This window comes from Shewanella sp. SP1S2-4, assembly GCF_031932075.1.
GTDB lineage: Bacteria > Pseudomonadota > Gammaproteobacteria > Enterobacterales > Shewanellaceae > Shewanella > Shewanella baltica.
In genome coordinates, this window is the sequence record NZ_JAUOET010000016.1 from 1 (window position 1) to 14,494 (window position 14,494).

Below are 14,494 nucleotides of genomic sequence, written 5' to 3' on the forward strand. Positions count from 1 at the left end.
TGCTTAACAGCCCGCTACCTCACATTCGTCGGCGTAAAATTTAAATCTCAGCTACTTTTGTCTAAGTTTGTCCCACTTTATTCATATTCTGTCTTTCACGCACAGAATGGCGCTTGTGCGCGACTTGGCAGTATTGACCTGTGACACTGATCTCGGACAAATTAAACGGTATAATGCCTTATGTCTTTCATGAGTAACGAAAATGAATTGTCGTCTTGGGTGTGGTGCTTGCTGTATTGCGCCTTCAATAAGCAGCGGTATTCCTGGTATGCCAAATGGTAAGGCTGCGGGTGAGCGTTGTGTGCAGCTGAGTGATGCCAATTTATGTTTGATCTTCGGCTCGCCCGATCGTCCCGCGGTTTGTAGTGATTTTGATGCATCGGAAGATGTATGTGGTCATTCGAACGAAGAGGCGCTTTGGTTGATTACCCAACTCGAAGCTCAAACCTCTCATTAAGTTTATCGCTGACAGGTGAAATATGCAGTTAACTCGTTATACCGATTTTGGCGTTCGAACCTTGATGTATTTGGCGGTTCAGCCAGACAGAACCACTTTATTTAGAATTGCTGAAATTACTCAGGTATTTGATCTGTCTCCAAATCATGTCTCTAAGATAGTGCATCATTTAGGCAAGATGGGTTACCTAGAAACCATTCGCGGCAAGATGGGCGGTTTCCGTTTGGGTAAGCCTGCGAGTGAGATTAACTTAGGTCAGTTAGTTCGGGTGTTAGAAAACTCGTTGGCGCCGATTGATTGCAGTAAACCTTACTGCCGATTCACGCCTGCCTGTAAGCTGAAAGGCGTGTTAGCACAAGCAGTTGAAGCCTATTTGAATGTGCTCGATCAATATACTCTGCTGGACATTGTGAGTAATCGTGATGAGTTACTTGCCTTGCTGCCAGACATGTCTATCTCAGTGTTACAGCTGGATTAGTTCCATTTTTGTGTGCAATGCCGATGGGGAGCAAGCTTGATGCAGGTACTAGATCAATCCCCTCGGTTTTTAGTCTTTGTAGATTGGCCTTTAAGAAGCGCATGGTTTCTGGATAAGGATGGGCAATCGCCACTAGGCTACCTTGAGTGTGTGCCTGACTTATCATTAAGTTAAATTGTCTTTCGAGTGCTTTGGCACTGGTATCATTGTCTAGAAACAGTTGGCGTTTTAATAACGGCACGCCTAACTGATCCGCTGTCTCTCCCGCCTTAGTGAATCTTGTTGTCATACTATCGATAAAATACAGATGCTTTTGTTTGAGGGTTTCCATCACCCACAGCATAGGATCATCGAGTTGAGTCAGTAAGCTCCCCATGTGGTTATTGGCACCTTTAGCAAAAGGAACGCTGTTAATTGCATCGACAACACTGGCGCGAATTTGTGCCTCAGTCATAGTATTGGTCAATCCCCCGAGCCCTAACGCCTTACCATTAAGTGCCTGCATAGGAAGATGCAGCATGATTTCGTGGCCCTTTTTATGGCCAGCATTTGCGAGTTCTTTGCCAAGAGGTGTATGAGGCAACACTGAGAGTGTCACTGTGCTGGGCAGTGCCAGCACGGCTTGATCGGTATGACGATAACCTATGTCATCAATAATGAGGGCAATCTGAGCAGCATGACTTTGAGAAATGCTTAGGGCCAATAGGGCCAAGGAATAAAGTAAGCGCACAGTTTCTTCTTATTAGTCATGATGCTGTATCCATGCAATGGCTGAGGTCACTTGATGATCTTGGGCCAGAGATGCATGGGCGGATAGGGCGTCGATTATAGCCAAATTACCCGCGCCGGAACCAGTTTCTGCGGCAATTTTTATGTCTGGGACGATTCCTATGTTGTGAATGTTTTCACCTCTGGGGGTATTGTACTGAGCAATGGTGAGTTTTATCGCGTTACCATCTTCTAAGATGGGGATCAGGCTTTGGACTGTGCCTTTACCGAAACTGGTCTCACCTAAGAGCTTAGCCCGACCATTTTCCTGCAATGCGGCGGCGAGCACTTCGGATGCAGAGGCCGAGCCTTTGTTGATCAACACTAGCATGGGCACGTTAGTCAGCATGGTTTGTGGTGAGGCGTAGTAGTCGGAGTTGGCATCGAAGAAGCGGCCAGAAGTTGAGACTATGCGTCCCTTGGCGAGAAATAGGTCAGCAATTTTAACGGCTTGGTCGAGCAGGCCGCCGGGATTATTACGTAAATCTAAGATAAGCCCGGCGAGCGGTTTATTTTGCCATTGGCTAAGTGAGCGCACCATATCTTCGGTCGAGTTTTCTTGGAAGCTACTTAATCTGACATAACCAATATTGTCATCAAGCAGTTGAGTGGTGACAGATTCGATCGTGATAGTGCTCGGCTTGAGTGATACCTCAAAGGTCGCATCGTCATTGCTGTGCTTAAGCACTAACTTAATGCTTTGATTGCTGAGGCTATGTTTTTTTATCTCGGCAAGGATATTGGCGAGGTTAGTCTCGGTCGCCAGTGTGTCGTTGAGCTTAACGATAATGTCGCCTGCGCGTATTCCCGCTTGTTCTGCAGGGGAATGGGCGAAGGGGGCGATGATGTTGATGTGGTCATTTTGGGTTGCGACTTCGAAGCCGAAACCAAAATATTCGCCGCGATTGGAGTCTTTGAGATCGAGTAATTCTTGGTGATTCAAAAAGCTGGAATAGGGATCTAAGTGCTCAAAAATACCTTTGATTGCCGCTTGTACTAACTCTTCTTTCGAAACGGTTTTCACATAATAAGTTTCAACGGTTTCAAGCACATCTTGCAGTAACGGATAGTTAAAATCACTGCGATAAGACTTAGCGTTCTCTTGACTAGAGAGGCTGATGGATAGGCCCAAAGTCAGGCCTAATCCAACGCAACTGATATAGCGGATCATGTGTTTCATAGCCGTCCCCTGTGATGAGGGGACCGTTATGATTAGCGACAGTATTTCGCTGGATCGACGGCTTGCCCCTTGTGCCTTATTTCAAAGTATAGGCCAGCCTCGCTCTGTCCACCCGAACGTCCGACTAAAGCTATCGCTTCGCCGCTTTTTACCATGTCGCCAGGGCTTTTTAATAGGGTTTGAGCATGGCCGTAAAGGCTCATATAACCTTTGCCATGATCGATAACCATCACCAGACCAAAACCACGTAACCAGTCGGCATAAATAACCTTACCACCTGAAACGGCTCGAATATTTTGCCCTTCTGGTGCGGATAACATAGTGCCTTTCCACACCACTTGGCCGGAACGTTGGCTACCAAAGCTGGCACTGACGCGACCTTTAGTTGGCCATTTGAGTTTGCCACTTTGTTTGCCAAAACCTTCCATCGAAGGATTGTCTTTCATGGCCCGTAGCGCTTGTTCGACCACGCGCTTTAAGCTGGCCTCTTCAATTTGTAACTGCTCCAGCTCAGCGCCCTTAGAATTTAAGGTGCGTTGCAGCTCTTTGATGGTCAGTTGTCGCTGATCTTGCTCTTGGCTCAAACGTTTGGCTTGGACTTGTTGTTCGGCCACGAGTTTGGTTAATTGTTTTTGCTTACTCGTTTGCGACACCTTGATCTCATCTAGCTCGATCAAGGTTTGCTTTAATTCGTTGATCGACTTCATCCGCGCTTTATTGAGGTATTGGTAATAGGCCAACATACGCTCGATAGTGGCAGGACTTTGCTGGTTGAGCATCATCTTAGTGTAATCGTGATTACCGGCAAGATAGGCGCTCGACAGCTGTTTCGACAGTGTCTGTTGCTGACTCACTTTTAGCGTTTCTAACTCATCTTGACGTTGTTTCAGCTCGATCAGTTTCGTGTCTATTTGCGCTAAGCTATTTTTGGTGCTGTTGACTTTTTTGGCCGCTGACGCAATCGCTTCTTCATCGCTACGCAGCAATGACAGCAATTTTTCTCTTTGTTTACTGGTGGTTTTTAACGCGCTTTGTTGTTGATTTATTTGCGATTGGATTGATTTCAACTCGGACTGACGCTTCTCCAAATCAGAAGCGTTGGCCGAGAAAGATAACATCATAAAGCCAGCAAGAATGCTGGCTTTAACAAGGAGTCGAGTGCTCACTAGGTAACGGTTACTCTTTAATGTGGATTAAGGGCTTGCCCGTCATCTCTGCTGGAATGGCTTCGCCAATCAAGGTCAAGATGGTCGGTGCGACATCGCTGAGTTTACCACCTTCATCTATGGTCGCATCGCGGCCCACAAAGACGAAAGGTACCAGTTCACTGGTGTGGGCTGTGTGCGCCTGACCTGTGGTTTCGTCCGTCATTTGCTCGGCGTTGCCGTGGTCGGCGGTAATAATGCACTCACCACCCACTTTCGCCAGCGCATCCACTACACGGCCGATACAAGCGTCAACCGCTTCACAGGCTTTAACGGCGGCATCGAAATTACCCGTGTGGCCAACCATGTCGCCATTCGGATAATTACAGATGATCACGTCGTACTTGGTCGACTCAATCGCCGCCACTAACTTGTCGGTCAGCTCGGCTGAACTCATCTCAGGCTGTAGATCGTAAGTCGCCACTTTAGGTGAGTTGATTAGGATGCGATCTTCACCTTCGAATGGCTCTTCTTTACCGCCGTTGAAGAAGAAAGTCACATGGGCGTATTTCTCAGTTTCAGAGATTCGCAGTTGAGTGCGACCTTGTTTTTGCAGCACTTCACCTAAGGTATTTATCAAGTTTTCAGATGGATACGCGATAGGTGCTTTGATGTCGCCGGCGTACTCAGTCAGAGTGACAAAGTGCATTTTCGGCACCACAGCGCGTTCAAAACCATCGAAGTCTGGGTTGATAAAGCTACGGGTGATTTGACGGGCACGGTCGGCACGGAAGTTCATGAATATCAGTGCATCGCCATCTTGCAAGGTGGCAACTTGGCCGTCTGCATCTGTAATTGCCGATGAAGAGACGAACTCGTCATTCTCGTTACGCTCGTAAGCCGCTTCCAATGCAGTAACCGCATTGTCGTATTGGAATTTTGACTTGCCTTGGGTAATTAAATCGTAGGCTTGCGAGACGCGATCCCAACGATTATCCCTGTCCATTGCAAAGTAACGACCAATCATCGAGGCGATACGGCCATGGCCTAATGTAGTAAACAGATCATCAAAATGGCTCAAGCTGCTCTTAGCGCTACGCGGTGGTGTATCGCGGCCGTCGAGGAAAGCGTGCAAGTAAACCTTAGTTGCGCCACGGGCAACGGCCATACGGCACATCGCTTCGATATGCTCTTCATGGCTGTGAACACCACCGGCAGAAAGCAGACCCATAATGTGCACTGCGCCACCGGCTTTAATGGCCGAGTCAACCGCATCACACAGGGCTGGATTTTGTTCAAACTCATGATCTGCAATGGCTTTACTGATGCGAGTGAGTTCTTGATAAACCACACGGCCAGAGCCTAAGTTAATGTGGCCAACTTCAGAATTTCCCATCTGGCCATCAGGTAAGCCTACATCTAAGCCAGAACCTGAAATCAAACTATGTGGATATTGAGCGTTGAGACGGTCGAGTACCGGAGTATTGGCGTGGAAAATCGCATTGTTATGCGTGTTTTCACGGTAGCCCCAGCCATCGAGGATCAACAACGCGAGCGGACGTTTAGCTGTCGTCATAGTGATACCTTTAAGTTTTATAGAAGCGATAGAAATCTGAAATTGGTCAAATATTACTACGTTAGCGGGGTATGAAAAAGCGCTTTACCCCGATTAAGGTCATCGAATCACTAATTCGTCCAATTCTGTGGCTGGCTTGTAACAAGCACCTAGGCAATTGCGCTAAAAGTGCGATCTCGAACTGTGACTAAACTGCTGCAATCTGCCAAGGCAATCGGTATACTCTGTGCCCTTATCGAATTTTCGCCATTTATGCGGGCAATCATCATGCAAGAATATATCGAATTTTTTAAAGCTCACTCAATGTTAAGTCTGGCCTGGGTGGGATTATTTGTTGTGCTTGTCGCGAGTATCATCAAATCGAGCATGTCAAAAATCAAAAGTATTTCTCACCAAGAACTGACGATTATGGTGAACAGACAGGACGCTAAAGTCGTTGATGTGCGCTCTAATGACGAGTTCCGCAAGGGGCATATTGTTGATGCAATTAACGTTACGCTAGCAGATATTAAAAATAATCAGATATCTGCCCTTGAAAAGTTTAAAGCCAGTCCCATTATATTGGTATGCAATGCTGGCATGACCTCGTCTCAAGCCGCTCAGCTTTTAAGTCAACAAGGTTTCGAAAACCTGTATAACTTGAAAGGTGGTATGGGTGAATGGCAGGCAGCGAATATGCCTGTTTCAAAAAGCAAAAGATAAGTTGTCGGCGGCAGTTATGATTTAAGCTGCACCCTATCCTTTAGGCAGTGCAGCAATACAGTCATCATTGTTTGGCATACTGATCCTGCGGTCGCTAAGGGCTTAATGTAAGTTTTTAGACTGGTTCGATCGATACCCGAATATGGGTGCAAGTTGGGATGATACCGAGATCTGATACAGGCCTTGAGTAACATAAGCCCCGAGCCAATTTACGTTCAAAGATGAATTGGCTTTCAAATAATAATTGGCTTTCAACGAAAAGCCGATACAACATTGATAGGATAGGTAGGAAATTATGGCTGAAGTAGCAAACAACGAACAACAAGCCCCACAATTCAACATCCAACGTGTTTACACTAAAGATGTGTCTTTCGAAACGCCTAACAGCCCAGCTGTATTCCAAAAAGAATGGAACCCAGAAGTTAAGTTAGATTTAGACACGCGCAGCGCTAAATTAGCTGACGATGTGTATGAAGTTGTCCTGTCTTTAACGGTAACTGCACAAAACGGTGGCGATACCGCTTTCCTATGTGAAGTACAACAAGCTGGTATCTTCTCTATCACTGGTCTGACTGAGCCACAACTGGCCCATTCATTAGGTGCATACTGCCCTAACATCCTATTCCCATATGCTCGCGAAACCGTGGGCAGCTTAGTCGGTCGTGGTACTTTCCCACAACTGAACTTAGCACCAGTTAACTTCGACGCGCTGTTTGCTCAATACGTGCAACAACGTCAAGCTGCTGCGACTGCACCAGCTGCCGAAGAAGCTAACGCTTAATTACATGAAAAACTCTGCCGATATCACGGTATTAGGGGCGGGCTCTTATGGCACCGCCCTTGCCATTTCTTTAGCTAGCAACGGTCATAAGACCTTGTTATGGGGACACGATCCTGTCCACATGCAAACGCTCGCTCAAGACAAGTGCAACCAAGCGTTTTTGCCTGGTATTGCGTTTCCTGATTGTTTACAGATCGAAGCCGATTTAGCCAAAGCCTTAGCTGCCAGTAACAATGTGTTAGTGGTAGTACCAAGCCATGTGTTTGGTACTGTGCTTGAGCAAGCTAAACCGTTACTCCGTAGCGATGCGCGCATCGTATGGGCAACGAAAGGGCTCGAACCTGAAACCGGACGTTTGCTGCAAGATGTGGCCCGTGATGTGTTAGGTGAGCAATATCCGCTGGCGGTGTTATCTGGGCCGACCTTCGCGAAAGAATTAGCCATGGGTTTACCTACGGCCATTTCGGTCGCGGGGACTTGTCCTACATTCACCAACGATCTCGTCGAGCTGTTACACAGCCCTAAACGTTTACGGGTTTACGCCAACGACGACTTTACCGGACTGCAACTTGGCGGCGCGGTAAAGAACGTGATCGCTATTGGTGCGGGCATGTCCGACGGTATCGGCTTTGGTGCCAATGCCAGAACAGCCTTGATTACCCGTGGTTTGGTCGAGTTAACTCGTTTAGGCGAAGCCTTAGGTGCCAATGCGGCCACTTTTATGGGCATGGCGGGGTTAGGCGACTTAGTGTTGACCTGTACCGACAACCAATCCCGTAACCGTCGTTTCGGTTTAGCCTTAGGTAAAGGCTGTGATGTGATGACAGCACAGGCTGAAATCGGCCAAGTGGTTGAAGGTTATCGCAATACCAAGGAAGTGTTTACGCTTGCGAAACGCCTTGGGGTTGAAATGCCAATCACTGAGCAGATTTACCAAGTCTTGTACCAAGGTAAATCGCCCGTCGATGCTGCGAAAGAATTGCTCAGCAGAGAAAAGAAATCAGAAACGCCCGCGCAATAAACCGCGAGCCGTGATGATGCTGAATAAAGGAAAGGGTGCTAAAATAGCGCCCTTTTTTGTGCCTAACGTTTGAGCTTATCTTCGCTCCGTTTAGCGGTTGCTGACTTGCTTGCTAAGGGTTCGCGAGCCAGCAAACTGCCCGTTGGCAGCCAATACCAATTAATTTATCTGTGTGGAGTAAGAGCGTGAAACATCATGATGTCATTATTATCGGAGCCGGCGCCGCGGGATTGATGTGTGCAGCGACCGCAGGTTACCGAGGCCGTGATGTACTCGTACTCGACAATGCCAAGCAAGCCGGGCGTAAAATCCTCATCAGCGGCGGCGGGCGTTGTAACTTCACCAACTTGAAAGTCGAGCCCGCTAACTTCCTCTGTGGTAATCCCCACTTTGTTAAGTCGGCACTCGCACGTTATCCGTCGCAGCAGTTTATTGAACTGGTCGAGCGCCACGGCATTGAATACCACGAGCGCGATCACGGCCAATTGTTCTGCAATGACTCGGCCAAAGAGATAGTCACTATGCTATTGACCGAGTGCGAATGGGCGGGCGTTACCATTAAGCTGCGCACCGATATTCTGGCCGTTAAAAAGACCGAGGCAGGGCGCTTTGAGCTCAATACTTCTAACGGCGAACTGAGCTGCGACTCACTGGTTATCGCCACGGGTGGCTTATCCATGCCTAAACTCGGCGCCACGCCTTACGGTTATCAACTGGCCGAGCAATTTGGTCTCAAAGTATTGCCAACTCACGCGGGTTTAGTGCCTTTTACATGGCACAGTGAAGATAAAATTCGCTTCGAACCTTTGTCGGGCATAGCCGTGCCGAGCCGCATTACCGCCAAAGATGGCACTGCATTTAGCGAAGCGTTGCTATTCACTCACCGCGGCTTATCTGGCCCCGCAATTTTGCAGATTTCCAACTATTGGAAAGCGGGCGAAACCATAGAAATCGATCTCTTGCCGAATATGGATTTGGCGCAATTGCTAGAGCAACAATTCGCCGCGCACCCTAAGCAAAGCCTGCGCAACACCCTCAGCCAGTGGTTACCTAAACGGCTGGTGGAAGTGCTATTCGATGAAGCCTTGTTGAATAAAGCCTTAAATCAGCTAGTGCACGCCGAGCGCGCAAAACTTGTGGATGATCTCCACCGCTGGACAGTATTGATGAACGGCACCGAAGGCTACCGCACCGCCGAAGTGACCTTAGGTGGTATTGATAGTAATGAGCTGTCATCCAAAACCATGGAAGCCAGCAAAGTCGCAGGACTCTACTTTATCGGTGAAGTCATGGACGTAAGTGGTTGGTTAGGCGGGTTTAATTTTCAATGGGCCTGGGCATCCGGCGTGGCTGCAGGGCAAGCGGTGTAGTTATAAGAATGGAAATAAGACGAATAAAATCTTTTGGTGAAAACCCCTTAAAAAATCTATGATATTGATTATTAAGATTAAAATATTATCTTCGTTTTGGCTATTTAAAACCACCAGAACAATACCAATTGTTTTGCATTAGTGCTTGATATAAAGCTGTTCTCCAGCTGTTTACATGTTGCTGGTAGGTTCCTGCAAACTTCTTTCTCAGGGCTAGCTCAACACCTGTTTTTTCGCTAATTTGAAAGTCGATTTCTAGTTCACCACGCAAATTTGATAACTCGTCGCCTGCTTGAATGCAAAAGCGCTGTGCTAATTTAAAATCATCGAAATGGTTGGTAATTCTAGCTTGGTCATCTGCACTCCAACCTGTAGGAGGTTGAGCATAATACCTAATAGTCGCTGGACTAGTCTCTGTGACTCTAGCAAACAACCATTGTTCATTTATAAAATGAGCTTGATCAAAGTAAGGATGTATTGATTGCAGGCCTTTAGTTATAGCAATTCTAGCGCTTTTTCCTTTGTTACAATCAGCACAACTAGGCACTAAGTTATTAGGATGAATGGATAAAAGTGGGAATTTAGCTTTAGGTAAATAGTGATCCAACGTTGTGACTTGCCCGAAACCGCAAAAAGGACAAATGCGGAGTGGTGCTCGCATCATAATGTGATCATAATACTGCCGAGCTGGCTTTGCCGCAGGTACCATTTGAAATGTATAAAGTCCTTTGAGTTCGGCCTTAGTTACTTGTCCAGTAACTAAATCTGTATCGATACCATTAAAAGTATGTATTTGGTATAAATCAGAAGTAGAAGCTTTAGCATCAAAATCTTGAATAGCATTGTCTATTTGTGTATTAATAGCGTTGAGTTTTAGAGTTAAAGTTTGATCACTAATGCTTCCAACGCAGGTATTTAAAACATCACTAAAACTTAATTGAGGTTTTGGGATTACTCTCATATTAGTTCGCCTTTATGAGCAATTAGCGCCCTCAGGATTGCTTGTCCTTCATAACCTAACTGTCCATTGTAAAGTTCTGTAATCTCGTCAAAAGTTTTGCCTTCTTCGACAGATTCAATTAACAATGCATGGAAGCCCGATTTTGTTACTTCTAGACCAAATACTTCTCTCGTTAAAACTCCTACATTCTCACCAAAAGTTTCATTTTCAGGCCTAAAGGCTATACCTTCATTTCTTGTTCGCTCTAATTTCCACACGCAGTTACTAGGTACTTCTTGTAAAACAACGGGGGAGTGAGTGGCAATAATTGCAACTGCATTTCTATCAACTAGTAAGTCCGATAAAGCTCTTGTAAATGCAGATAGAAGAGGTGGATGCAGGTGACTTTCGGGCTCGTCAATTAGTACTAGAGTCTTTTCTTCTATTGTTTCGATAAGCTTTGTTAAAGTCAGTAAAACAATAGTATGTCCAGAACTCATACGGCTAACTAAATTGAGTGCTGACTTTTGTATTTCACCAAGTCTTACAAGTTGCCCTAAACGCGATAGATCCATATCTGCAAAATTGATATCGGATTCGAGGGTTTTTATTGCTCGTATCCAGCGCTGCTTTTTGCTATCTAAGCCAAAACAAACCAATAAACTATTAACGAAGTCATCTCTTAGTAGTTCAATATCTTTGAGCTCATTAGAGTTTATGTCACTATTTTTCTTAAGTCCTATATAAAAGTAACAGGTACCTAAAGATCTATCAGGCCTATCTTGGGGAGGAATGAAGGGATCAAACGCACTAAATGACACTGAAGATATACTACTGAAGTAATCTTTAGGGAAAGTAGTTTCTTGCCAAAAGTTTGCTTTTACATACAGAGCCCCAACTTCTTCTGGTTCTGCTTTTTCATCGATAACACTTTTTACAATATTATTGAGTAACGTTGTCTTACCAACGCCATTTCTTCCAATTAAGACATGAATATTACTTGATGGAAGAGAGCCTGGTGTTACTTTAAAACTTAAGTTTATCTGAGCACTTTTCTCGGTTTGTTGTTTTTGATATGAAAAATTAAATTCTGTGAGTGGTGCTTCGTTGTTTAATATTCTTGAGTACTGTCCATGAATAACAGAAACGCTGACTGACCTTAATAAAGATGTTTTAAATACGTTTTCCTTTACCGCAATATCAAAGCTTTTCTTTAAATATGCGACGTCTTTAAGCTTTTCAAGCAGTTGATTTCCTAAATCGTCACTTAGTAAGCTTCGGATATTTTTGTAATATTCTTCATCCTGTCCCAATGTGAAAGCTGACTCAGTCAAGGCCCCAAAAGTATCTGGAAGCTTTTCTGAAGCCCATCCTGGTTCTAGGCCTACAATGCCCAGTTTCAGGTTACCAATGTTATGCTGCGTTCCATATTCATCGGATACGATCAGATAAAAACTCGTTTTAAAATCGTAGTCATCCCAATTATCTTCGCATAAGTAGGCTATCAGTTTTCCCGTTTGTGTAGGACGCGGCGATCTGTATTTAATTTTTTTAAACGTTAATTCCACTTACATTTACCTAAAAGGGGATATAAGTGCTGAATCCCAAAAATTCAGACACCCAAAATAAAACAATAACATAATCCGCTTTAGGTTTGCCTTCAAGCAACATTGGCGAAAGTTGCTTTAATGAGATCCATTAAAAGTGTCTGTATGGCAAATGAGGTGTCAAATTGAGCCAATTCATTCAAAAATGCTGTGTTCAAGTAGATAAGTATAATGCCAACGCAGCCTCCTCTGCGGTGAAAGTTCTCTCCTAATCTGCATCATTATCATATAGAGTAACTGGTCGATCACGTTTTCAAAGAAACAAAATGCAGGGTGAACTAACTATTATATTAATGCTCTTTTGTGCCAGTGATTGATCGCCCACAGCTAAGCTGAGTTGAACCAATAGCGGCACTGACTATTTTTCAGTGCCTGCCGTCCAACTAATTAATTTAACCAATCGCCAATTTGGTTTCTGCGTAGCGCAGTTTTTTCACTCTTGGATTCGCGAGGAAATAGGCGAGCATGAGTGGGCCGAGGCGTCCCATGAACATCATAAAGATGATGATGGCTTGGCCTAGATTGGTGAGGTTGCCTGTTAAACCGCGGGACAAACCGACAGTGCCCAGTGCGGATATGGCCTCGAAGACGATATCGATTAACGGCGCTTTCTCGCTTAATACCAGTATGAAGATGGCCAGCCAAGATACGACCAGAGAGATGATGGTCAGCGCTAAGGCTTTGCTGACGGTATCTTTGGGGATTTCCCGTTTAAACACATAGATGGCTTCGTCGCGACGCAAATAACCATAAGTGGCCAAAATCAGCACCATAAAGGTGACGACTTTAATGCCGCTGGCGGTACTTAATGAGCCGCCGCCGATAAACATCAGCACGAGTATGAGCAAGGTGCTGGCGTCTTCGAGTTGGTCAATCGCTAGGGTATTAAAGCCTGCGGTGCGCGGTGTAACGGCTTGAAACCATGAGGCTAACCATTTGCCGAGTTCGCTTAAGGGCGCCAAGGTGTTGGGGTTGTTGTACTCAATAAAGTAAATCGCAATCACGGCGACCGCGTTGATGATAATAGTGCCGGTGATCATCATGCGGCTGTAAACGCTGAGTTTTGACCAACGCTTATTCCTACGCAGATCTATCCACACCGAAAATCCTAAACCGCCAATGATAAATAAACCTGTGATGGTTAGGTTGATCACAGGATCGGCCACATAGGGCATTAGGCTGTCGGCACTGAGTGCAAAACCTGCGTTGTTAAAGGCACTAATCGTATAGAAAAAACCGTGGAATAAGCTGGTTTGCCAGCCGAGTTCATGGCTCCAATGCACTGATAAAATCAGCATGCCTACGGCTTCAACTAACAGCGAAAACACAAATACGGCTTTGGCGGTCGAGACTAATGTCGATGTATCGGTTTGATTAAACGCCTCTTTGGCTACGGTTTGCTGTAGAAAGCCAATCTTACCGCCAAGGGCGATAAGGGTGACAATCGCAAATGTCATCAGCCCCAGCCCACCGCATTGGATTAGCAGTGCAATGACTATTTGGCCAAAGGGCGTAAAAACCGTGCCTGTATCGACAACAACCAGACCAGTTACAGTGACTGCTGACGTTGCGGTGAACAGACTTTGCAGCCAAGTAATAGAAGATTCGGTCGCTATCGGCAGTTTGAGTAAGCAAGTGCCTAGGATGATCAGCAGTGCAAAGCTGACGCTGAGGATAAAAGGCGGCGCACCAATAAGCTTTTTACCGGGATTCGCTTTGTGCTCAATTGCCGTGACTGAGGGATGCCATTGAACCACCTTACACCAACCTTGGTGCGAGATATTGTAATTCGGTGCGGCTGCCACATAGCAGCAAAGCATCGTTGGTTTGCAGCACAAAACTGCTATCCAGCTTACTGATCACTGTCAGATCCCGCTTCACCATAATGGCCGCGACTTTGCCTTTGGGATTACGCTCTACATTGGTTAAGGCAGCATCCTTGTCGTCGAGTGCTGAGCCCAGCAACTTAGAAAGTACGGTTTGATCTAGATGTTCTTTAATATGGATTTCAACCACATACATGCCATCGCCGATCGGTAAGAAATTACTCACCATAGGATAATTGAGCGACTGGGCGACGCGAATGCCCATTTCTTCCTCTGGATGTATGATGCGGGCAACGCCGAGTTTAGATACTATCGTGTGGTGCGCCTTAGTGCTGGCCTTGACCCAAATCACCTTCACACCCAGATTCTTGAGTGCCAAGGTGCACAGCAAGCTAGATTGCATGTCTTCGCCGATGGCGACTAACACCACTTCACTGCTGGCGAGGTCTAACTCCCGCAGCGCCGTTTCGTCTGAGCAGTCGCAAATTACCGCTTCGGTGAGGCTTTCTACGTATTTCTCCACCATTTTGGGGTCGCTATCCACGCCTGTGACTGTGTGACCTAAGTGGATCAGCTCAAGGCTTGCGGCGATGCCAAATCGCCCTAAGCCAATAACGGTAAAATGCGCCATACAAACATCCTT

The 14,494-nt window shown here is 45.9% G+C and carries 14 protein-coding genes; 6 read left to right on the forward strand and 8 right to left on the reverse strand.

The window, feature by feature from the left end:
• Nucleotides 1–202 precede the first annotated feature (202 nt).
• Both Q4Q52_RS14555 and Q4Q52_RS14560 read left to right on the forward strand, forming a co-directional pair.
• Entirely contained in the window at nucleotides 203–457 is a 255-nt protein-coding gene (locus tag Q4Q52_RS14555; RefSeq protein ID WP_006083785.1) for a YkgJ family cysteine cluster protein, read from the forward strand.
• Nucleotides 458–479: 22 nt separating this feature from the next.
• Nucleotides 480–935, forward strand: a complete 456-nt coding sequence (locus tag Q4Q52_RS14560; RefSeq protein WP_006083784.1) for an Rrf2 family transcriptional regulator — start codon at nucleotides 480–482, stop codon at nucleotides 933–935.
• Here Q4Q52_RS14560 and Q4Q52_RS14565 read toward each other — a convergent pair.
• From Q4Q52_RS14565 to gpmM, 4 genes are read right to left on the reverse strand one after another with little or no spacing between them, the layout of a single operon-like run.
• Nucleotides 910–1,665 (reverse strand): divergent polysaccharide deacetylase family protein, encoded by a 756-nt coding sequence (locus tag Q4Q52_RS14565; RefSeq protein ID WP_107403114.1) that lies wholly within the window; start codon nucleotides 1,663–1,665, stop codon nucleotides 910–912. The two genes, Q4Q52_RS14560 and Q4Q52_RS14565, sit on opposite strands and share 26 nt — an antisense overlap.
• A 12-nt stretch (nucleotides 1,666–1,677) precedes the next feature.
• Nucleotides 1,678–2,883 (reverse strand): S41 family peptidase, encoded by a 1,206-nt coding sequence (locus Q4Q52_RS14570; RefSeq protein ID WP_311990936.1) that lies wholly within the window; start codon nucleotides 2,881–2,883, stop codon nucleotides 1,678–1,680.
• Nucleotides 2,884–2,915: 32 nt separating this feature from the next.
• Nucleotides 2,916–4,049: a murein hydrolase activator EnvC gene (locus Q4Q52_RS14575; RefSeq protein ID WP_126490858.1), complete on the reverse strand. Its 1,134-nt coding sequence runs from the start codon at nucleotides 4,047–4,049 to the stop codon at nucleotides 2,916–2,918.
• Between the two features lie 10 nt (nucleotides 4,050–4,059).
• A complete protein-coding gene (gene gpmM / locus Q4Q52_RS14580; RefSeq protein WP_311990937.1) occupies nucleotides 4,060–5,604 on the reverse strand; it encodes a 2,3-bisphosphoglycerate-independent phosphoglycerate mutase in 1,545 nt (514 codons plus the stop codon).
• A 267-nt stretch (nucleotides 5,605–5,871) separates the two neighbouring features.
• Between gpmM and Q4Q52_RS14585 the strand changes: the two genes are divergently transcribed.
• The 4 genes from Q4Q52_RS14585 (at nucleotide 5,872) to Q4Q52_RS14600 (ending at nucleotide 9,478) form a co-directional block, all read left to right on the forward strand.
• Complete coding sequence (locus Q4Q52_RS14585) at nucleotides 5,872–6,306, forward strand: rhodanese-like domain-containing protein (protein WP_006083779.1); 435 nt, start codon at nucleotides 5,872–5,874, stop codon at nucleotides 6,304–6,306.
• Nucleotides 6,307–6,601: 295 nt separating this feature from the next.
• Nucleotides 6,602–7,087, forward strand: a complete 486-nt coding sequence (secB, locus tag Q4Q52_RS14590) for a protein-export chaperone SecB (protein ID WP_006083777.1) — start codon at nucleotides 6,602–6,604, stop codon at nucleotides 7,085–7,087.
• Nucleotides 7,088–7,091: 4 nt separating this feature from the next.
• Nucleotides 7,092–8,108, forward strand: coding sequence for an NAD(P)H-dependent glycerol-3-phosphate dehydrogenase (gpsA, locus tag Q4Q52_RS14595; protein ID WP_006083776.1), 1,017 nt, complete (start codon nucleotides 7,092–7,094; stop codon nucleotides 8,106–8,108).
• Nucleotides 8,109–8,293: 185 nt separating this feature from the next.
• Nucleotides 8,294–9,478 (forward strand): NAD(P)/FAD-dependent oxidoreductase, encoded by a 1,185-nt coding sequence (locus tag Q4Q52_RS14600; protein ID WP_259528821.1) that lies wholly within the window; start codon nucleotides 8,294–8,296, stop codon nucleotides 9,476–9,478.
• Nucleotides 9,479–9,578: 100 nt separating this feature from the next.
• On the opposite strand, the gene Q4Q52_RS14605 is transcribed toward Q4Q52_RS14600, so the two are convergent.
• From Q4Q52_RS14605 to Q4Q52_RS14620, 4 genes are all read right to left on the reverse strand, one after another.
• Entirely contained in the window at nucleotides 9,579–10,439 is an 861-nt protein-coding gene (locus Q4Q52_RS14605; protein ID WP_263183945.1) for an HNH endonuclease, read from the reverse strand.
• Entirely contained in the window at nucleotides 10,436–11,986 is a 1,551-nt protein-coding gene (locus Q4Q52_RS14610; protein ID WP_311990938.1) for an AAA family ATPase, read from the reverse strand. Before Q4Q52_RS14610 ends, Q4Q52_RS14605 begins: the two co-directional genes overlap by 4 nt.
• A gap of 431 nt (nucleotides 11,987–12,417) precedes the next feature.
• On the reverse strand, nucleotides 12,418–13,782 hold the full coding sequence (locus tag Q4Q52_RS14615; RefSeq protein WP_259570677.1) for a TrkH family potassium uptake protein: 1,365 nt from the start codon (nucleotides 13,780–13,782) through the stop codon (nucleotides 12,418–12,420).
• A 1-nt stretch (nucleotide 13,783) separates the two neighbouring features.
• Nucleotides 13,784–14,482 carry a TrkA family potassium uptake protein gene (locus Q4Q52_RS14620; protein WP_311990939.1) on the reverse strand — a complete coding sequence of 233 codons (699 nt, stop codon included), beginning with the start codon at nucleotides 14,480–14,482 and terminating at the stop codon, nucleotides 13,784–13,786.
• Nucleotides 14,483–14,494: the final 12 nt, after the last annotated feature.